Source organism: Streptomyces sp. NPDC017246 (genome assembly GCF_044331325.1).
Taxonomy (GTDB): domain Bacteria; phylum Actinomycetota; class Actinomycetes; order Streptomycetales; family Streptomycetaceae; genus Streptomyces.
Genome location: NZ_JBIRMW010000001.1, coordinates 553,002 through 572,502 on the forward strand (window position 1 = coordinate 553,002; position 19,501 = coordinate 572,502).

Annotated in this window: 15 protein-coding genes; 4 read left to right on the forward strand and 11 right to left on the reverse strand. The window is 71.4% G+C overall.

What is annotated here, in order from left to right:
* Positions 1–49 precede the first annotated feature (49 nt).
* The 6 genes from ACH4MY_RS02480 to ACH4MY_RS02505 form a co-directional block, all read right to left on the reverse strand.
* A complete protein-coding gene (locus ACH4MY_RS02480; RefSeq protein ID WP_397996385.1) occupies positions 50–1,384 on the reverse strand; it encodes a diaminobutyrate--2-oxoglutarate transaminase family protein in 1,335 nt (444 codons plus the stop codon).
* Between the two features lie 4 nt (positions 1,385–1,388).
* Positions 1,389–3,770 carry a carbamoyltransferase HypF gene (gene hypF, locus ACH4MY_RS02485; protein ID WP_397996387.1) on the reverse strand — a complete coding sequence of 794 codons (2,382 nt, stop codon included), beginning with the start codon at positions 3,768–3,770 and terminating at the stop codon, positions 1,389–1,391.
* Positions 3,771–3,800: 30 nt separating this feature from the next.
* Positions 3,801–4,829: a hydrogenase expression/formation protein HypE gene (gene hypE, locus ACH4MY_RS02490; RefSeq protein ID WP_397996389.1), complete on the reverse strand. Its 1,029-nt coding sequence runs from the start codon at positions 4,827–4,829 to the stop codon at positions 3,801–3,803.
* A gap of 29 nt (positions 4,830–4,858) precedes the next feature.
* Entirely contained in the window at positions 4,859–5,443 is a 585-nt protein-coding gene (locus ACH4MY_RS02495; RefSeq protein ID WP_397996391.1) for a cysteine hydrolase family protein, read from the reverse strand.
* 386 nt (positions 5,444–5,829) lie between these two features.
* Entirely contained in the window at positions 5,830–6,420 is a 591-nt protein-coding gene (locus tag ACH4MY_RS02500) for a GNAT family N-acetyltransferase (RefSeq protein WP_397996394.1), read from the reverse strand.
* A 190-nt stretch (positions 6,421–6,610) separates the two neighbouring features.
* The gene (locus ACH4MY_RS02505) at positions 6,611–7,411 is read right to left on the reverse strand and encodes a hypothetical protein (protein WP_397996397.1); all 801 of its coding nucleotides are present in this window, start codon (positions 7,409–7,411) and stop codon (positions 6,611–6,613) included.
* A gap of 410 nt (positions 7,412–7,821) precedes the next feature.
* Here ACH4MY_RS02505 and ACH4MY_RS02510 point away from each other — a divergent pair, with 410 nt between their 5' ends.
* Positions 7,822–8,712, forward strand: a complete 891-nt coding sequence (locus ACH4MY_RS02510; RefSeq protein WP_397996400.1) for a LuxR C-terminal-related transcriptional regulator — start codon at positions 7,822–7,824, stop codon at positions 8,710–8,712.
* Here ACH4MY_RS02510 and ACH4MY_RS02515 read toward each other — a convergent pair.
* Positions 8,699–9,628 carry an EamA family transporter gene (locus ACH4MY_RS02515; protein WP_397996402.1) on the reverse strand — a complete coding sequence of 310 codons (930 nt, stop codon included), beginning with the start codon at positions 9,626–9,628 and terminating at the stop codon, positions 8,699–8,701. The genes ACH4MY_RS02510 and ACH4MY_RS02515 overlap by 14 nt on opposite strands.
* A gap of 109 nt (positions 9,629–9,737) precedes the next feature.
* Between ACH4MY_RS02515 and ACH4MY_RS02520 the strand changes: the two genes are divergently transcribed.
* Positions 9,738–10,667, forward strand: coding sequence for a LysR substrate-binding domain-containing protein (locus ACH4MY_RS02520; protein ID WP_397996404.1), 930 nt, complete (start codon positions 9,738–9,740; stop codon positions 10,665–10,667).
* A 109-nt stretch (positions 10,668–10,776) separates the two neighbouring features.
* Complete coding sequence (locus ACH4MY_RS02525; RefSeq protein ID WP_397996407.1) at positions 10,777–12,603, forward strand: glycoside hydrolase family 3 protein; 1,827 nt, start codon at positions 10,777–10,779, stop codon at positions 12,601–12,603.
* Positions 12,604–12,659: 56 nt separating this feature from the next.
* On the opposite strand, the gene ACH4MY_RS02530 is transcribed toward ACH4MY_RS02525, so the two are convergent.
* The 4 genes from ACH4MY_RS02530 to ACH4MY_RS02545 all read right to left on the reverse strand — a co-directional run bounded on the left by ACH4MY_RS02530 (position 12,660) and on the right by ACH4MY_RS02545 (position 18,897).
* Positions 12,660–14,105 carry an aminopeptidase gene (locus ACH4MY_RS02530; RefSeq protein ID WP_397996410.1) on the reverse strand — a complete coding sequence of 482 codons (1,446 nt, stop codon included), beginning with the start codon at positions 14,103–14,105 and terminating at the stop codon, positions 12,660–12,662.
* Between the two features lie 99 nt (positions 14,106–14,204).
* Positions 14,205–14,630: a hypothetical protein gene (locus tag ACH4MY_RS02535; protein ID WP_397996413.1), complete on the reverse strand. Its 426-nt coding sequence runs from the start codon at positions 14,628–14,630 to the stop codon at positions 14,205–14,207.
* Between the two features lie 86 nt (positions 14,631–14,716).
* Entirely contained in the window at positions 14,717–15,070 is a 354-nt protein-coding gene (locus ACH4MY_RS02540; protein WP_397996415.1) for a hypothetical protein, read from the reverse strand.
* 83 nt (positions 15,071–15,153) lie between these two features.
* Entirely contained in the window at positions 15,154–18,897 is a 3,744-nt protein-coding gene (locus tag ACH4MY_RS02545) for an ABC transporter ATP-binding protein (protein WP_397996417.1), read from the reverse strand.
* 211 nt (positions 18,898–19,108) lie between these two features.
* On the opposite strand from ACH4MY_RS02545, the gene ACH4MY_RS02550 reads away from it, so the two are divergent.
* Complete coding sequence (locus ACH4MY_RS02550) at positions 19,109–19,483, forward strand: hypothetical protein (RefSeq protein ID WP_397996420.1); 375 nt, start codon at positions 19,109–19,111, stop codon at positions 19,481–19,483.
* Positions 19,484–19,501 lie beyond the last annotated feature (18 nt).

Below are 19,501 nucleotides of genomic sequence, written 5' to 3' on the forward strand. Positions count from 1 at the left end.
TCTTTCCTCACGTTCGTCGCGTCGTGCCCTGGCTCCGGGGAGTGCGCCCTCAGGTCACGTCGATGAGTGCCTTCTCCAGGGAGCCGACCACGGTGTGGATCTCCTCCTCGGTGATGGTGAGGGGCGGGAGGAGCCGCAGCACGGCGCCGTGCCGTCCGCCGCTCTCCAGGAGCAGACCGTGGTCCAGGCAGGCCTTCTTGATGCGGCGGGTGCGGTCGCCGTCGGCGGGCTTCGCCCCCAGCGCGTCGGCGGGACCGTCGGGATCGACGATCTCGATGCCCCACATCAGGCCCCTGCCGCGGACGTCGCCGATCTCCGGACGGGTCCGGGCGAGGCGCCGCAGCAGGTCGCCGAGCAGCCTTCCCTTGGCGGCGGCCTTCTCGACGAGACCCTCCTCGGCGAGGACGTCGAGGGTGGCGGCGCCGGCCACCAGCGCGATCTGGTTGCCGCGGAAGGTCCCCGCGTGGGCGCCGGGCTGCCAGGTGTCGTACCTGCCGTGGTAGAGCAGCAGGGAGAGCGGGAAGCCGCCGCCGATGGCCTTGGAGACGAGGATCGCGTCGGGCTCGATGCCGGACTCCTCGAAGGCCCACATGGTGCCGGTGCGGCCGCAGCCCGCCTGGATCTCGTCCAGGACGAGCGGGATGTCGAGCCGGGTCGTGATCTCGCGCAGTCCGCGCAGCCATTCCGGGGGCGCGGGGATCACGCCGCCCTCGCCCTGCACGGCCTCCAGGATGATGGCGGCCGGCTTGGTGATGCCGCTCTCCGGGTCGGTGAGCAGCCGCTCGATGTAGGTGAGTCCGACCTGGACGCCCTGCTCTCCGCCGAGTCCGAACGGGCAGCGGTAGTCGTAGGGGTACGGCAGGTGGTGCACGTCCGGCATGAGGGACGGCACCGGCTCCTTGGCCCCCAGGTTGCCGGTGAGGGCCAGCGAACCGGCGGTCATGCCGTGGTAGGCGCCGTGGAAGGAGAGCACCGTGCGGCGTCCCGTGGCGGTCTTGAACAGCTTCACCGCCGCCTCGGTCGCGTCCGCGCCGGAGGGGCCGCAGAACTGGGTGCGGAAGGTGTCCGCCATCGTGCCGGGCAGCCACTGGTAGAGCGCCGACAGGAACGCGTACTTGGCGGGTGTGGTCAGGTCGAGGGCCTGCTGCACCTGGCCGGAGTCCAGGTACTCGCGGACCCGGCGGAGCACCTCGGGGTGGTTGTGGCCGAGGGCCAGGGTGCCGGCGACGGCCAGGCAGTCGATGTACTCGCGGCCGTGACCGTCGCGGATGCGGGTGTCGCGGCCGTCCTGGAGCACCTGGCCGAAGGCGTTGGCGTAGGTCCGGGCGCCGGATTCGCGGGCCCGGACGTACTCGAAGATCTGGTCCGGCGTGAGGGTGGTCACGTCATCACTTCCCAGCTGGTGTGCGGGCGTCCGCGACCATGACCTGACCGAGGGCGATTCCCCCGTCGTTGGTCGGGACCTGTCGGTGGACGTAGGTGTCGAAACCGTCGGCGGTGAGCCCGGTCAGACAGTTGAGCAGCAGGAACTCGTTGAGGAACACACCGCCGGAGAGCACGACCTGGCTCACGCCCGTCTCCTGGCGGAAGGCCCGGCAGCGTTCGCGGACCATCTCCACGACGGCGGTGTGGAAGCGGCGGCTGACCCGGTCGGCGGGCAGGCCGGCCGCGATGTCCTCGGCCATGGCCCGGATCACGGGCCTCGGGTCGATCTCGACCGGGCCGGCCCCGTCCCCGTCGGGCACCCGGGCCTCGAACCGGTACGCCGGCTCCACGGCGGAGTCCCGCAGGAGCAGGCCCTCCAGCTCGATGGGCCCCTGCGCCTCGTACTCGGCCCTGGCGCACACTCCGGCGAGCGCGGCGACCCCGTCGAAGAGCCGCCCCATGCTGGAGGTGGCCGGGGAGTTGATGCCGCGGGCCGCCATCGTGGCGTACACGTGGCGCTGCTGGTCGTCCAGGCCGGCGAGGGCCGGGAAGGCGGCCGCGGCCCGTTCCCGGTCGCCGTCGTAGGCGTCGAGGGCGAGGGCGTAGCCGGTACGGATCGGTTCGCGCACCGCCTGGTCGCCGCCGATCAGCGGCAGCCTGCGGAGCCGGCCGACCCGCTGGTAGGCGGCGTAGTCACCGAGGAGGAACTCGCCTCCCCAGACGGTGCCGTCCTCGCCGTAGCCGAAGCCGTCGAAGATGACGCCGAGAGTGGTGCCGGTGACGTGGTTCTCGGCCATGCAGGAGGCCATGTGCGCGTGGTGGTGCTGCACCTCGACGACGGTGCGGCCCGCGCCGTCCTCGTCGAGAGCCGCCCGGGTGGAGCGGAACTGCGGGTGCAGGTCGTGCGCGGTCAGGCGCGGCTCCAGGGCGTAGAGGCGCGCGAGGTGGCGGGCGGTGCGGCGGTGGGAGGCGAAGGTCTCGTCGTTCTTGAGGTCACCGATGTGCTGGCTGAGGAAGACCTTCGAGCCGTGCGAGAGGGCGACCGTCGTCTTCAGCTCGGCGCCGAGGGCGACGGCGGGCACGATCTCGCGGCCGACGTCCACCGGATACGGGGCGTAGCCGCGGGCCCGGCGGACGAACTGCAGGAGCGGGGCGTCGAGTTCGTCGTGGACGGAGAGCCGCACCACGGAGTCGTCGACCCGGATCTCGATGTCGCGGTCGTGGTAGAGGATGACGTCCGCGATCTCGAAGAGCTGCTCCAGGGCTTCCTCGTTGCGGTACGCGATCGGGTAGCCGGAGATGTTGCCGCTGGTCATCACCAGGGCCTCCAGGCCCGGCTCGTCCAGGAGCAGGTGGTGGTGGGGCGCCGACGGCAGCATGATCCCGAGGTTGGGATTGCGGGGCGCGACCGATTCGGGCAGCGCGTCCGGCTGCTTGCGGGCGAGCAGGATCGGGCGGGCGGGCGAGCGCAGGACGTCGATCTCGTCCTCGGAGAGCACCGCCAGGCGCTGCGCGGTGGCGAGGTCGCGGACCATCACCGCGAACGGCTTGGAGTCGCGGCGCTTGCGGCGGCGCAGCAGGGCCACGGCCTCCGGCTGGGTGGCGTCCACCGCGAGGTGGAAGCCGCCGACGCTCTTGATCGCCGCGATGCCGCCGTCGGCCAGCACCTGGGCGGCCCTGCGCAGGGCGGTGTCGCCCTCGGAGGTGCCGCCCTCGCGGTCGGTGAGCAGCAGCCGGGGGCCGCAGTCCGGGCAGGCGTTGGGCTGGGCGTGGTAGCGCCGGTCCATGGGGTCCTCGTACTCGGCCGCGCAGGCCTCGCACATGGTGAAGGACGCCATGGTGGTCATGGGCCGGTCGTAGGGCAGGGCCTGGATGATGGAGTAACGGGGCCCGCAGTTGGTGCAGTTGATGAAGGGGTAGCGGTGGCGGCGGTCCAGGGGGTCGCGCAGCTCCCCCTGGCAGTCGCCGCACACGTGGGTGTCGGCCGGGATGAGGGCGGAGCGGGCGCCGGCCTGCTCACTGTGGACGATGGCGAAGGGTCCCTCGGGCACGCTGCCCGCGGGGAGCCCCCGGGTCACCATGACACCGTCGACGCGGGCGAGTTCGGGCGCGCGGTCCGTGAGGGCCGCGGCGAACCGGGCCAGGTCGGCGTCCGGTCCGGACGCCTCCACCAGGACGCCCTCCGGGTCGTTGCGGACCCAGCCGGAGAGGCCCAGTTCGTGGGCCAGTTTGTAGACGAACGGCCGGTAGCCGACGCCCTGTACCACCCCGGTGACCCGCAGCCGCCACTGTTCGGTGTACGGCGGGGCGCTCGCGGTGTCCGGCGGAGAAGTCACGGTGCTCATGGCGATCTCCTCAGGTTCTGGGTCAGGTCCTCAGCACAGCCGGGGCAGTTCGGCCCCGAGCAGTTCTTCGAGCTGTGTCTCCCGGCCTTCGGCGTCCCGCAGCAGCACCAGGGCCTCGGTGTCCTCCGAGATCTCGCCGATGGTCACGGCGTGCTCGCCGTACGGCTGCGAGCGCAGCGCCTCCAGGACCTCCGCCTCGGCGGCGGGGTCGACGAAGACGGCCAGGCAGCCCTCGTTGGCGCAGTGCAGCGGGTTGATGCCGAGCATGTCGGCCGCCATGGCGGTCTCGTGCTGGATCGGCAGGCTCGGGGTGTCGACGCGCACGGTACGGCCGAGCTTGCCCGCGTACTCGTGGAGGACGGCGGTCAGACCGCCGCGGGTGACGTCGCGCATCGAGCGGACGGCGCCGGCCGGCACCCGGCTGAGGACGCCGTCGATGAGGTTGTTGAGCGGGGCGCAGTCGCTGCCGACGCGCTGCTCGAAGCCCAGGCCCTCGCGGATGGAGAGCAGGTGGACGGTGTGGTTGCCGATGGGCCCGCTGAGGATGACCTTGTCGCCGGGGCGTACGTCGGTCATGGAGAGCGGCTCGCGCTCGAAGACGCCGACGCCCGCGGTGTTGAGGTAGAGCTGGTCGGCCTCGCCCTTGCGGACGACCTTGGTGTCGCCGCCGACGATCTGCACGTTCGCCTCGCGGGCGGTCTCGCGGATCGACACGAGGACCTGCTTGAGGCGCTCGATCGGCAGGCCCGTCTCCAGGATGAGGCCGAGCGTCAGGTACTTGGGGCGGGAGCCCGCGACGGCGAGGTCGTTGACCGTGCCGCAGACGGCGATCTTGCCGATGTCGCCGTTGCCGAAGAACGGCGGGTCGACGACGAAGGAGTCGGTGGTCATGGCGATCCGGCCGGTCTCGACCGGGAGGATCGCGCTGTCCTCCATGATGCCCACGTAGACGTCGCCGAGGGTCTCCGCGATCAGCTGCACCAGTTCCTGGCTCAGTTTCGCGCCGGTGCCGTGGTCGAGGAGGATCTCGTCACTGCTGCTGGCCGTGCTCGCGGGCATGGCTGTTCCTTCCGCCGGGAGGGTCGCGGTCACGGGGTCTTGATGTTCTTGCGGGGCAGGGCGCCCTCGGCGTCGAGGACGCTGATGACCTCGGCGGAGTCGGAGACGGTGGCGCAGTAGCCGGCCAGCCACTCCAGGGCGCGGTCCTTGTCCTCCGTACGGGCGGAGACCACGCAGTCGGCGGGGACCCAGATGTTGTAGCCGCGGAAGAAGGCGTCGGCGGCGGTGGTCTGGACGCAGATCTGCGTCTGCATGCCGGTGATGAGGACGGTGTCGACGCCGAGGGCCTGGAGGCGCTCGTGCAGGTCCGTCTCGTAGAAGCCGGAGTCCTTGCTCTTCTCCATGACGACGTCCTCGGGGGCGAGGAACTCCTCCATGACCTCGGCGCCGCGCGTGCCGCGCTGGACCGGGAGGTGGCCGTCGTAGCGCTCGGCGTTCGGGTCGTCCGGGTCGTTGACCAGCTGGAGGTGGAAGACGTGGTGGCCGCGGCGGCGGATCTCGTCGAGGAAGCCGGTGAAGTGCGGGGTGGCGGCGGCGACGGCCGCGACGCGCTCGGGGTTCTTCTCCACGAGCTCGTACTGGAGGTCGTTGGTGAGTACGGCGATCTTGGACATGGGTGTGCCCTTCGGTGAGGCCTTGGATGTCTTGATGCCGGGCGCGCGGAGGCGCGCCGGGGAGAGCGATTCGGGGGCTCGGCGGCGGCGCGTTCCGCGCGGCCGTGCCGGGCTGTCGCCGTAGGGGCCGACGGCGGGGCGGCACCGCGGCGCGGTCCCCGGTGCGTGAGCGGGGTCCGGGCGGGACGGCGTGCGGTGATGCCGTGCGCGGTGCGCGAGTGCCGCGGGCGCGATACGGCGTGCGCGGTGCGGCGTGCGCGAGGGAGACGCGCCGTGCGGCGGGTGCGGTGCGGCGTCCGCCGTGTGCCGCGGCCGTGTGCCCTGCGCGATGTGCGGATGTGGTGCTGTCCGCCGTGCGCGATGCCCCGGAGTTGAGGCGTGCGGGGTCAGCTCACGGCGCCGACGGTGTCCCGCTCGGGCTCGTGCAGCCAGCTGCCCGTCGTCTCGAAGTGCGCCAGGATGTCGGCGATGCGCGCGTACAGGTAGTGACCTGTCACGGCCTCGCGGCCGTCGAGGCGGGCGTAGTCGGGCAGCACGCCGTAGGGGCGGAAGCCGAGCCGCTCCCAGAGTTCGACCGGGCCGTCGCCGCGGACTTCGAGGGTGATGACCTCGCAGCCCATGTCGCGGGCCTTGTGCAGGGCCACGGCCCAGCCCTCCAGGAGGAACTGGCCCCTGCGGTCGGGGGCGATGACACAGCGGCGCATGTCGACGATGTGGCGACGTGCCGGCAGCGGGGCCCGGGCGAGGGTCACCATGCCGACGATCCTGTCGTCGTCGGTCTCGTCCCGGACGGTCAGGACGTCGATGGCGCCCTTGCGCAGGTCGGCGTCGAAGGCCCGCAGCAGCGGAAGGCCCTTCTCCAGCCCGACGGGCTCGTAGAAGCCCAGGGTCTGCTCCTTGACCGCGACGGCGTCCATCAGCTCGATCATTTCGCGCATGTCCTTCTCGGACAGTTCACGCGGCCATTCGTATCGCATGGGTCTTCCTGTGGTTTGCCGGACAGTGGGCAGCCCGCAGGGACACCGGACATCGCCGCCCGCGCCGCCCGGCGCTGCGGCGGGCAGCGTGGGTGGTGCGTGCGTTCGCGCGATGTCCGGTGCCGCCAGGGGGTGTTCGGGTGCCGGGCGGACCCTCGGAGTGCTCCGGGGTGCCGTTGCCCTCGGAACCTCAGACCGCGGCGACGCGGGACTGCAGGTTGGTCTGCACGGCGGCGGCGGGGGCCGCCTGCGTCAGCAGCGACGGGTCGCCGCCTGCGCCCAGCACGGTGGAGGCGTAGACCTCGACGAAGTACGAGACGAAGAGGGAGTTGATCTTCGTGAGGTGCTCGACGAAGCGCTCCTCGTCGTCCTCGTCCTTGATCACGCGCATGATCATGTTCCAGACCATGTCGACGTGGTCGTCGTCCTCGTCGAGCGCGAGGTGCGCACGGGCGCCCTTGGTGTTGTTCGCGCCGACGTGCTGCTCCATGATGTCGAGCCAGTCCGGCTGGGTCTTGCCGGCGATGTACTCGAGGTAGAAACCGCTGATCATCGAGGCGAGCGGGCCCTCGGTGGCGAGCGTGTAATAGAAGTAGCCGTTCAGGAGCTCGGTCGCGAAGGTCGGACGGATCGCGTAGATCTCCTCGTCCGTCATCCCGACCTTGTGCAGGTCGCCCGCGAACATGCGGTCGTGGCGGCCCTCTTCGGCGCCGTAGAGACCCCACTCCTTGGCGAGCTGCGGGTCGCGGGTGGCCCAGTAGTTGGCCACCAGCGGGTCGACGGCGCGCTTGAGGCCGATCCGGATCATGGTCTCGACGTTGTGGCGCTTGTAGAGGTCCATGTCGAAACTGGCCGCGTCGAGCATGCCCTCCGCGCCCTTGCTCTTCTCGTAGAAGTCACGTTCGAACTTCAGGAGGAGCTCGTCCACGCGCCGGCGGAACTCGGGGCGCTGGAGGCTGGAGTACGTGTTGTACGACTTGCTACGAGGCATGGTCATCCCCACCCGAGGTCGTTGATCACATTGCTCTGTCGGGCCCCGGCGAGGTTGGTGTCCCCGGACGGAGCGCCGATTCCCTGTACGAGGAGTAAGGACAGAGCCGCAGAAGCCGTGATGGCGAGAAGGTCTCTCGCTGCACGTGCCATGGAAAACCCCTACCTTTCGAACGAGCGTTGAGGTTGTCAGCGCTGCGCCTCATCCTCTGGCGGAAAGCAGTTTCAGGGCCAGTCCCCTCTGGGATCATGTTGTTCCTGGCGGAAACATGACAGGGGGATACATTGGATGAAACTGGCAGAAGTGGTGCGATTACCCCTCCACTCCTCAATACCGCTGCTGACCGTCTCTACCGTTTTGTCGTAAAATCACCCGGGTTCACGGCGGAGGCCGCCTCCGCGACGCTGGGCATGGACCAGCGGGAGGTCGACGAGGCCGTCCACGATCTTCGCGAACTCGGCCTTCTGCGCTGCGAAGGGCCCGACCCGACAGGACCGGACGCGCTGACCCCGCACTCCGTGACCTTCGCCCGGGTCAAGGTCCTCAATCCGCTCCAGCGGGCGCTGACCCGCCAACAGGCGCTGGTCGACGAGCTCAAGGACGTGCTGGACCAGCTCGAACTGCACACCCAGCCGCTCCAGCACGGGGACTCCTCGTCGGAGATCGTTCCCGACCTGGCCGATGTCCGGCGGCTCATCACCAACTTCGCCGACGAGTGCGACGAGGAGGCGCTGTCCTCGCAGCCCGGCGGCGCCCGCATGGAGGAGGTTCTCGCCGACAGCATGGACCGCACGACCAGGCTGCTCGGCCGAGGCGTGAAAATGCGCACGCTCTACCAGCACACCGCGCGCTTCAGCCCCGCCACCCTCTCCTATGTCAGCCTGGTGACCCCGCTGGGCGCACGGGTGCGGACGCTCGCGGGCGGATTTCCCCGCTGCATCATCTTCGACCGGAAGGTGGGCGTCCTGCCGCTCCTCGACGGGTCGAAGGGGGCCGTGATCGTCCGGGATCCGCTGGTCATCTCCTTCGTGGCGGAGGCCTTCGACCGAGCGTGGACGATCGCCTCCGACCTCACCACGGAGGACGGCCGGGCCTATCGGGCCACCGCCACGTCGGAAATTCAGCAGACGATCATCTCGCTGCTCACCCAGGGCGAGTCCGACAAAAGGATCGCCCAAGTCGTCGGAATATCGCTGCGGAATTGTCAACGCCACATTTCCCACATCATGAAAAGCATCGGCGCCCGCAATCGGTTGCACGCGGGTTATCTGCTGAGCAAGGAGCCGTTCAGCGGCCACTAGGCAGCGGGGCCGGGAGGGACCCCTCCGGCGCCGCGGGCGGCGACGACCGCGGCGCCGGCGGTGACGATCTCCACAGCGACGTCAGCGCCACACCACCGACCAGCAGGGCCGCCGCGCACCAGCGCAGCCCGCTCACCCCTTCCCCCAGGAACAGCGCCGCCGACGACATCCCGAAGACCGGGACGAGCAGCGAGAACGGCGCCACGGAGGAGGCCGGGTAGCGGCGCAGAAGCCAGCCCCACGTGCCGAAGCCGAAGATGGTCGTGATCCAGGCGACGTAGACGATCACGCCGACGCCGGCCCAGTCGAGTCCGCGCAGCGCGGCGAGGTCCCGCTCCGGCCCCTCCACCAGGAGGGAGAGCACGAGCAGCGGCAGCACGGGCACGGTGCTGACCCAGACCATGAAGTTGAGGGCGTCCGGCGGTGAGGCCTTGCGGGTCAGGACGTTGGAGACGCCCCAGCAGACCGCCGCCGCGATCACCAGGAGGAAGCCGATCAGGGGGCCCGAGGTCCCCTCGTCGACCGCCGCGACCGCGATGCCCGCGAGGGCGATGCCCATGCCCGCGAGCTTGACGCGCCCCGGCCGCTCCCCGAGCGCGAAGTAGGCGAACACGGCGGTGAAGACGGCCTGGATCTGGAGGATCAGCGAGGAGAGACCCGCGGGGGCTCCCAGGTCCATGCCGATGAAGAGGAAGCTGAACTTGGCCACGCCCAGGACGAGGCCGACGCCGATGATCCACTTCCAGGCCACCTTGGGACGGCCGACGAGGAAGACGGCGGGCAGTGCCGCGGCGAGGAAGCGGAGGGCCGAGAAGAGCAGCGGCGGGAAGTGCCCGAGGCCGATCTCGATGACGACGAAATTGACTCCCCAGACAGCGGCGACCAGAGCTGCGAGGGCGATGTGGGCGGGGCGCATGATCCGAGCATCCCCGCAGATGACCATGTAGCACCAGCACGAATTGCTTCATCGTTGAATGTAGCGTTGCTACATCCACTTCTCCTTCGACGTCTCCGGAGTGATCCTGGTGCTGGATCTCGGCCGCCTGCGGGCCCTGCACGCCGTCTCCGTCCACGGGACGGTGGGCGCCGCAGCGGCGGCCCTCGGCTACACGCCGTCCGCGGTCTCCCAGCAGATCACCAAGCTGGAGCGGGAGACCGGCACGACCCTGCTCGAACGGCAGGGCCGCGGCATCCGCCTCACCGACGAGGCCCATCAGCTGGCCGCCACGACGAGCCGACTGCTCGCCCTCATGGAGGAGGCGGAGGTGCGGCTGGAGGAGCGGCGGGGCCGCCCCTCCGGCCGCCTGGCGATCGCCTGCTTCCCGAGTGCGGCGCGCGGACTGATGCCCCGGGTGCTCGCGGAACTGGCGCGCCTCCACCCGGACCTCGACGCCCGGCTCTCGGAGGTGGACACCCACCTGTCGATCGACCTGGTGGCACGGGGCGTGATCGACCTGGCGGTGGCGCACGACTGGGACATCGCGCCGCTGCCCGCGCCGCCGGGTGTCGAGCAGGCGGTCATCGGCGACGACCTGTGCGACATCCTCGTACCCCGGGACCACCCGCTGGCGGCGCGGGACTCGGTGCGCCGGGGGGAGCTGGCGGCCGAACGGTGGATCTCCCAGCCGCCGGGGTCGGTCTGTCACGACTGGCTGGTACAGACGCTGCGGGCGACGGGGTACGAACCGCTGATCGTCCATCAGGCGGGCGAGAACCACACGCAGGTGGCCCTGGTGGCGGCCGGTCTGGGGATCGCGCTCGTGCCGCGCCTCGGGCGCGGGGCGCTGCCGCCGGAGGTGGCGCCGGTGCGGCTCGACCCGATGCCGACGCGCCGGCTGCACGCCATGTGGCGGACCGGGGCGGCGCGGCGCCCGGCGATCCGGGAGACGGTCCGTACGCTCCAGGAACTCTGGCCCGGGATCGCCGCCGTGGGTGATTCGTGCGCGGGTCCTTGACCTGGCAGTTACTTTCGGGCTATCCGTGACTCCTTGGAAGTTTCCTTCATAAGGCGGAAGGAGCCTTCCGAGCGTTTCCTCCAACCTCGCACGGCCGGAAGGAGCATCAGTGCACCACCGCGCCCCCGCCCCCTCCCGACGCACTCTCCTCACGGTGACCGCCGCCGCGGCAGCGGCCGCCGTCACCGGGGTGGGCACCCCCGCCCACGCCGAGAAGGACCGGCACGACGACCGGAAGCTCCGGCGGATCATCGACCGCATGTCCCTCGAGGAGAAGGTCGGCCAGCTCTTCGTGATGCGGGTGTACGGCCACTCCGCGACCGCACCCGACCAGGCCGACATCGACGCCAACCTCCAGGAGATCGGTGTCCGTACGGCCGCCGAGCTGGTCGAGCGCTATCACGTGGGCGGTGTCATCTACTTCACCTGGGCCCACAACACCCGCGACCCGCAGCAGATCGCCGCGCTCTCCAACGGCATCCAGCAGGCCGCTCTCGCGCAGCCCACCCCGGTCCCGGTGCTCATCTCCACCGACCAGGAGCACGGCATCGTCTGCCGGGTGGGCGAACCCGCCACCCTGGTGCCGGGCGCGATGGCCCTCGGCGCCGGCCGCTCGCACGCGGACGCCCGCAAGGCGGCCCAGATCGCGGGCGAGGAGCTCGCGGCCGTGGGCATCCGGCAGAACTACGCCCCGGTCGCGGACGTCAACGTCAACCCGGCCAACCCGGTCATCGGCGTCCGGTCCTTCGGCTCCGACCCGGCGGCGGTCGCGGGTCTGGTCGCCGCGCAGGTCAAGGGCTACCAGCGGGCCGGGGTCGCGGCCACCTCCAAGCACTTCCCGGGGCACGGCGACACCGCCGTCGACAGCCACTACGGGCTGCCGACGATCACCCACACCCGGGCGGAGTGGGCGGAGCTCGACGCCCCGCCGTTCCGGTCGGCGGTCGCCGCCGGCATCGACTCGATCATGACCGCGCACATCGTGGTCCCGGCGCTCGATCCCAGCGAGGATCCGGCGACCCTCTCCCGGCCCATCCTCACCGGCATCCTGCGCGAGCAGCTCGGCTACGACGGTGTGGTGGTCACCGACTCGCTCGGCATGGAGGGGGTGCGCACCAAGTACGGGGACGAGCGCGTCCCGGTGCTCGCGCTCAAGGCGGGGGTGGACCAGCTGCTCAATCCGCCGAAGCTGGACGTGGCGTGGAACGCGGTCCTGAAGGCGGTCAGGGACGGCGAACTGACGGAGGACCGGCTCGACGAATCGATCCTGCGGATCCTGCGGCTCAAGGCCAAGCTCGGCCTCTTCCGTCACGCCTACGTGACCCGGGCCGGCGTCGAGCGGACGGTCGGCACCGCCGCCCACCTCGCCCAGGCCGACCGGATCGCCGAGGCGACCACCACCCTGCTGCTCAACGAGGGCGGTTTCCTGCCGCTGGACCCGGCGCGCCTCGGCTCGGTCCTCGTCGTGGGTGCCGATCCGGCCTCGCCGTCGGGGACGACGGGGCCGCCGACCACCACGCTCACGACGGCCCTGACGGAGCTGGGCTTCACGGCGACCGCGCTCTCCACCGGGATCACCCCGACGGCCGCGCGGATCGAGGAGGCGGTGGCGGCGGCAGCGGGCAAGGACGTGGTCCTCGTCGGGACGTACAACGTCACCGCGGCCAGCCCGCAGCGCACGCTCGTGGCGCGGCTCGTCGCGACCGGGGTCCCCGTCGTGACGATCGCGATCCGCAACCCGTACGACATCGCCCGGATCAGCGGCCAGCGGGCGACGCTCGCCGCCTACTCCTGGACCGATGTCGAACTCCGGGCGGCCGTACGGGTCCTGGCCGGGCGGGCGCGGCCCCTCGGCCGTCTGCCGGTTCCCGTGCAGGACGCGGACGACCCGGCGAAGGTGCTCTACCCGGTCGGCCACGGCCTGTCGTACCGCTGACCCGGAAGGGGGGTGCGTCCGAGCCGGACGCACCCCGCCTCACCTGCCGCGGGATGTCACGGCCGCAGGCCGTGCTCCTTCGTCGCGTCCTCGTCGACGGGCTTGTCGAGACGCGCGTCGAAGCGGGCCAGCGGCTGCGCCGCCTGGACGGCCGGGGCGGGGACGCCGGCCCAGGCGAGGATGCGGGCGGTGGCGTTGTTCCGCTCGGCCTCGACGAGCCCGGCGACGTTGGCGCCGTGGTTGGCGCCCGGGGCCACGTACACGTAGCTGTCGCGCGCGCCCTTGCCGAGGTGGAACTTCTCGGAGCCCCACGGGTCGTTGCCGCCGTAGACGAAGAGCATCTTGTTCGCGTTCTTGCGCACCCAGTTGTCCACGTCACGCATGGCGTGCTGCTTGAACTTCATGGGGATCTCGCGCGGCACGAAGTTGCTCGCCGGCTGGTAGCCGTAGCGGCTCAGGCCCTTGAGGTGCGGCTGCGTGATGGTGGGCGAGCCGAGCTCGGTCGCCGCCTGGTAGTAGTACGGGGTGTACGGCTCCAGGCCCTGGTCGGTGTAGGCGGACCAGCCCGAGTAGGCGTCGATCGTGTTGTACACCTCGTCGTCGGTGGCGGTCTTCGCCACCGGGATCTGGTCGCAGACGTCCTCGCCGTAGTACTGCCAGAAGCCCCACACGAAGTCGAGCACGACGGCCTCGAAGGCCTTGTCGAGCGTGCCGACCGTGTTGAAGGTGGCGCCCTCGGACTCGGCCCACGCCTTGTACTTGGCCTCCAGGGGCGCGCGGCGGACGAGGGCCTCGCGCTGCAGGTTGTTCAGGCGGTCGCGGCAGTCCTTGGTGCCGACGGTCTCGAAGAACCGGTCGTAGGCCGAGTCCTCCTTGTTGACCACGTCGTTCGGGGCGACGTAGGCGACGACACCGTCCATGTCCCGCGGGTAGAAGCGCTCGAAGTAGGTGGCGGTCATGCCGCCCTTCGAGGCTCCGGTGGAGAGCCACTTCTCGCCGTAGATCTTCTTGAGGGCGGTGAAGATCCGGTGCTGGTCGCTCGCCGCCTGCCAGATGTCCAGCTTGGACCAGTCGGCGGGCTGCGGCCGGGACGGCGTGAAGAAGCGGTACTCCATGGAGACCTGGTTGCCGTCGATGATCCGGGTCGGCTCGGCACGGCTCGGCGTGGTGCTGAGCGAGTACCCGCTGGTGCGGAAGACGGTGGGGCGGCCCGTGTCCTTGTGGAGGACGGAGATCCGCTGGTCGAACGTGCCGGCCCACGGGCGCCGGTGGTCGATCGGCTGCTTGTAGTTCAGGACGAAGAAGCGGTAGCCCGCGTACGGCTTCTCCTCGATCAGGCTCATCCCGGGGATCGCCAGGATGCGGTCCTTGATGTCCGTGCTCTGCGAGTCGACGACGGCCGTGCTGCCCGTGTCCGTATCCGCGGCGGTAGCCACGCCGGTCGGTGCCACGGTGCCTATGAGCACCGAAAGCGACAGCGCCCATCTCAGCGACTTGCGCATTCACCCTCCCCTTGGTTCACAACGGTCACGCGAACCTAGCGGGGGCAACGTGTGGACCGCCAGACCCAGTTGGTCCTTACCCTTGGACTTTCCTTCGTATCAGCACAGGATCCAGCCGGTGGTCGTGCCCCGTCCCGCCACCGAACCGGCCGCCCGGACACAGCGGTTGAGGGCGTGGACGGTGACGGGCCCGGCCTGCCGGTCGAACCGTCCGGACCGGACGGCGGGCCGGCCGCCGCGCGGCTGGAGGGAGACGGTCATCGCGCGGCGGGCGCCGGGGCGCTTGGCGACGGTGACGGCGCAGGCGTAGTGGCGGGTCTTGTAGAGGCGCAGCTCGCCGGTGGCGAAGGTGATCGTGCGGGTGGGACGGCCCTGGCAGACGGAGGCGGCCTCCGCGGTGGTGGCGCCGAGACCGGGGACGAGGGTGGCCGGGGTCAGGGTCAGCGCGAGGGCGGCGAGGAGCGGCGCGAGGACGCGGGTGAGCGGCCGTGGGCCACGTCGTGCGTTCTTCGTGTCCGTGGGCATGCGTTCCCCTCCCGGGTGGATCGCCGTACGGGTGTACGGACCTACGACGCGCCGATCACCGGAATGGTTGCCTCCGGCGTGGGCTCCTACGAGAACGCGGTGAGGAGGAGAAGCAGGAAGACGCTCTCGGCGCCGATCTGGGTCCGGAACGCGGCCCTGCGGACCTCGGGGCGGGAGGTGCTCCGTACGGTCACCAGGGCCGCGACGAAGACCACCAGAGCCGCGGCGTACAGGAAGCCCGGGGTGCCGTCGCAGTTCGTCCCGTGGGCGAGGCAGCTCGCGGTGTCCTCACGGGTGAGCACGAGGATGCCGGCGAGCAGGCTCGCGGGCACGAACAGCCCCGCCCAGACCGTGGACCGCTTCCGCAGCCGGGCACCCTCGACGTCCGGCGGGGTGATCGGGACGGGCGAGGCCGCGCGGGTACGGGAGTCGTGGCTCATGCCCCCATCCAAGCCCGCGGACGGCGGCCCGGGCATCCGTCCGGATACTCAGACGGGCGGACGGCCCGTACTCATCCCGCCGCTCACACCCGCTCCGGCTCCTCCTCGTCCACCGGCTCCCCGATGAACGTGCTCCACAGCGACGCGTACCGGCCGCCCAGCGCGAGCAGCTCCTCGTGGGTGCCGTCCTCCGCGACCCGGCCGTGGTCCATGACGACCACCCGGTCGGCGCGGGCCGCCGTGGTCAGCCGGTGGGCGACGACCAGCGTCGTCCGGCGGCCGGCGAGCCGGTCGGTGGCCTGGTTGACCTGCGCCTCGGTGGCCAGGTCCAGGGCCGCCGTGGCCTCGTCGAGAAGCAGGATGTCCGGGTCGACGAGCTCGGCCCTGGCCAGCGCGATGAGCTGGCGCTGGCCTGCGGAGAGATTGCGGCCCCGCTCGGCCACCTCGTGGAGGTAGCCGCCGTCGAGGGTCGCGATCATGTCGTGGGCGCCGACCGCGCGGGCCGCCGCCTCCACCTCGGCGTCGCTCGCGTCGGGACGGCCGTAGGCGATGGCGTCACGGACCGTGCCGGCGAAGAGGTACGCCTCCTGGGGGACGACGCCCAGCCGGTGCCGGTACGCGGTGAGGTCGAGGTCCCGCAGATCGGCGCCGTCGGCGGTGATCCGGCCGGACGTCGGGTCGTAGAACCGGGCGACCATCTTCACCAGGGTGGACTTGCCCGCGCCGGTCTCACCGACGAAGGCGACCGTCTGACCGGCCGGGATGCGCAGATCGATGCCGGTGAGGGCGGTCTCGTCCTTCGCCGCGCCGTCCTCTCCCCCGTACGCGAAGGAGACGTCCTCGAAGGCGATCTCGCCGCGCAGCGACAGCACGTCCAGGGGCGCGTCGGCGGCGGCCGTCGACGTGGGCTCCTGGAGGAGTTCCTGCATCCGCTTCAGCGAGACGGCGGCCTGCTGGTAGCCGTCGAAGACCTGCGAGAGCTGCTGCACGGGGGCGAAGAACAGATCGATGTAGAGCAGATAGGCGACGAGGGCGCCGGTGGTGAGCGTGCCCGCCTCGATCCGGTTGGCGCCGACGATCATGACGGCCGCGGCGGCGGCCGAGGACAGCAGCGTCACGAACGGGAAGTAGACCGAGATCAGCCACTGCCCCCGGACGCGCGCCTCGCGATAGTGGTCGCTGCGCTCGGCGAACCGGGCGGCGCCGGACCGCTCGCGGCGGAAGGCCTGCACGATCCGGAGACCGGTGACGGACTCCTGGAGGTCGGCGTTGACCACACTGATCCGCTCGCGCGCCAGCTCGTACGCCTTCACGCTGGAGCGGCGGAAGTAGTACGTGGCGACGGCGAGGACCGGCAGGGTCGCGAAGACGACCAGGGCGAGCTGGAGGTCGAGCACCAGCAGAGCGACCATGATCCCGAAGAAGGTCACGACCGAGACGAAGGCGGTGACCAGGCCCGTCTGCAGGAAGGTGGACAGGGCGTCCACGTCCGTGGTCATCCGGGTCATGATCCGGCCGGTCAGCTCGCGCTCGTAGTAGTCGAGACCGAGCCGCTGGAGCTGGGCGAAGATCTTCAGACGCAGCGCGTAGAGGACCCGCTCGCCGGTACGGCCGGTCATCCGCGTCTCCGCGGTCTGCGCGACCCACTGCACGAGCACGGTGACCAGGGCCAGCGCGGAGGCCGCCCAGACGGCCCCGATCGCGAGCCGGTTCACGCCCTCGTCGATGCCGTGCCGGATCAGGACGGGGAGCAGCAGTCCGGCGCCGGCGTCGAGGGCGACCAGGCCGAGACTGATCAGCAGCGGGGCCCCGAAGCCGCGGAGCAGCCGGCGCAGCCCGTAGGCGTCCTCGGGCGACACGGCGCGGGCCTCGTCGATCCCGGGGGTGTCGACGGCGGGCGGCAGGGCCTCGACGGCGGCGAGCAGCTCGGGGGTGGCCCCGGGCACCTCGCTCTCCCGGCCGGCGCTCCCGTCCCGTACCCACAGGGTGGGCGTGATGCCCCGCTCGGCGTCGAACTCGGCGTCCAGCTCGGCCCGCAGCGTGCGGTCCTCGGGGGGCTCGGGCGGGGTGACGTGGCCGGGCGAGACGGCGCCGAGCTCGTCGGGGTCGGTGAGCAGCCGCCGGAAGAGCGGGGAGCGCTCCTCCAGCTCGGCGTGGGTGCCGATGTCGGCGAGCCGGCCGTCGTCCAGGACGGCGATGCGGTCGGCGAGGCCGAGGGTGGAGCGGCGGTGCGCGATGAGCAGGGTCGTACGGCCCGCCATCACCGACTTCAGGGCCTCGTGGATCTCGTGCTCGACCTTGGCGTCGACGGCGGAGGTGGCGTCGTCGAGGAGGAGGAGCCGGGGGTCGGTGAGGATCGCCCGGGCCAGCGCGACGCGCTGGCGCTGGCCGCCGGAGAGGGTGAGCCCGTGCTCGCCGACCGTGGTGTCGTAGCCCTCGGGCAGCTCGGCGATGAACCGGTCGGCCTGGGCGGCGCGGGCGGCGGTCTCGATCTGCTCCTGGGTGGCGTCCGGCAGACCGTAGGCGATGTTGGCGCGGACGGTGTCGGAGAAGAGGAAGGAGTCCTCGGGGACCAGCCCGACGGCGGCGCGCAGCGAGTCCAGGGTGAGCTCGCGGACGTCGTGGCCGCCGACGAGGACGGCGCCGTGGGTGACGTCGTAGAAGCGGGGCAGGAGCAGCGAGACGGTGGACTTCCCGGAGCCGGAGGAACCGACGACGGCGACGGTCTCACCGGGGCGGATCTCCAGCGAGAAGCCGTCGAGGACGGGCCGCCCCTCGTCGTACGCGAAGGACACGTCGTCGAACTCGACCGTCGCGGGCGCGTCCGCCGGGAGTTCCTTGGTGCCGTCCTGGATGACCGGCTCGGTGTCGACGAGGTCGAGGACCCGCTCCACGCCGGCGCGGGCCTGCTGGCCGACGGTGAGGACCATCGCGAGCATCCGGACCGGGCCGACGAGCGAGGCCAGGTAGGAGGAGAAGGCGACGAAGGTGCCGAGGGTGATCTGGCCCCGGTAGGCGAGCCAGCCGCCGAGGGCGAGGACCGCGACCTGGCCGAGGGCGGGGACCGCCTGGAGGGCCGGGGTGTAGCGCGAGTTCAGCCGGACCGTCCGGAGCCGCCCGGCGAACAGCTTCCGCCCGGCCTCCCGGATCTTCCCGGTCTCCTGGTCCTCCTGGCCGAAGCCCTTGACGACCCGGACGCCGGTCACGGCCCCGTCGACGACCCCGGCGACGACCGCGGCCTGCTGCTGCGCGTGCCAGGTGGCGGGGTGGAGGCGGGTGCGGCTGCGCTTGGCGATGAACCAGAGGGCGGGGGCGACGGCGAGGGCGACGAGGGTCAGCGGGAGGGACAGCCAGGCCATGACGCCCAGCGAGATGAGGAAGAGGAGCACGTTCCCGACGGTCATCGGGAGCATGAAGAGAAGACCCTGGATCAGCTGGAGGTCGCTGGTGGCCCGCCCCACGACCTGCCCGGTGGACAGCTCGTCCTGCCGCCGCCCGTCGAGCCGGGTGATGGTGGCGTACATGTCGGTCCGCAGGTCGTGCTGGACGTCGAGGGCGAGGCGGCCGCCGTAGTAGCGGCGGACATAGGTGAGCGCGTAGACGAGGACGGCGCCGGCGATGAGGAGGCCGGTCCAGACGCCGAGGTCCCTGGTCTTCGTCCCGATGACGTCGTCGATGATCACCTTGGTGATCAGCGGCACGAGGGCGAGCACGGCCATGCCGACGAGCGAGGACCCGAGCGCGAGCACCGTATTGGTCCTGTAGCGCCACGCGTATCCGGCCAGCCTGCGCGCCCAGCCCTGTTGTTTCTCCCCGACCGCCGCCACGAGTGGCCTCCCGTTCGTCCTGCTCTACCGGAAGGCCCAACACGGCTGGGCTGCGATTTCATCCCGCCGCAACAAATCGGGGCGCGGGTTCGTACACAGGTCCCAGGGGGACGGGACCGTGGTCCCGGGACGGATGCGCCCGCCCGACGGGTAGGAATGCCGGGGGCCCGTCGCCGGGCGGGCCCGTGGGTCGCGGGGAAAGAGGTCGCACGTGGCGCGGGTCGAGGACGGCAGGCCGTACGCCTGGGGGCAGCTGTACGCGGCGCTGCTCACGATCAGGGGGCTGGCGGCGGCCGGGCGGGTCGAGCCGGTCTCGGACCAGCAGCTGGCGCGGACCGCGGGGAACCCCCGCAACATCTGCTGGCAGCTCCTGGGCGAGGCCGGGCACCAGGCGTTCCTCGCGCGGGAGCGGGGCGGGACCGTCGCCGCCGCGGCCGTGGTGGTCATGGCCGACGCGGTCGGGCTGATACCCGCGCAGCGGGTCTCCCGGGAGGGCCTGAAGAAGGACGAGGCGCAGGAGTTCCGGCAGGGGTACGAGGCGCGGCTCGCGGTGTACCGGAAGGAGTGGGAGGGGCTCGTCGGGTGACGCGGCGGGCCCGCCGCC

Bases quoted from the DNA above. Each gene is read 5' to 3' on its own strand.
- ACH4MY_RS02510 (WP_397996400.1), top strand. From the start codon at position 7,822: ATGGACCAGCGGGAGGTCGACGAGGCCGTCCACGATCTTCGCGAACTC.
- ACH4MY_RS02495 (WP_397996391.1), bottom strand. From the start codon at position 5,443: ATGTCCAAGATCGCCGTACTCACCAACGACCTCCAGTACGAGCTCGTG.
- ACH4MY_RS02530 (WP_397996410.1), bottom strand. From the start codon at position 14,105: ATGCGCAAGTCGCTGAGATGGGCGCTGTCGCTTTCGGTGCTCATAGGC.
- ACH4MY_RS02500 (WP_397996394.1), bottom strand. From the start codon at position 6,420: ATGCGATACGAATGGCCGCGTGAACTGTCCGAGAAGGACATGCGCGAA.
- hypE (WP_397996389.1), bottom strand. From the start codon at position 4,829: ATGCCCGCGAGCACGGCCAGCAGCAGTGACGAGATCCTCCTCGACCAC.
- ACH4MY_RS02535 (WP_397996413.1), bottom strand. From the start codon at position 14,630: ATGCCCACGGACACGAAGAACGCACGACGTGGCCCACGGCCGCTCACC.
- ACH4MY_RS02515 (WP_397996402.1), bottom strand. From the start codon at position 9,628: ATGCGCCCCGCCCACATCGCCCTCGCAGCTCTGGTCGCCGCTGTCTGG.
- ACH4MY_RS02540 (WP_397996415.1), bottom strand. From the start codon at position 15,070: ATGAGCCACGACTCCCGTACCCGCGCGGCCTCGCCCGTCCCGATCACC.
- hypF (WP_397996387.1), bottom strand. From the start codon at position 3,770: ATGAGCACCGTGACTTCTCCGCCGGACACCGCGAGCGCCCCGCCGTAC.
- ACH4MY_RS02505 (WP_397996397.1), bottom strand. From the start codon at position 7,411: ATGCCTCGTAGCAAGTCGTACAACACGTACTCCAGCCTCCAGCGCCCC.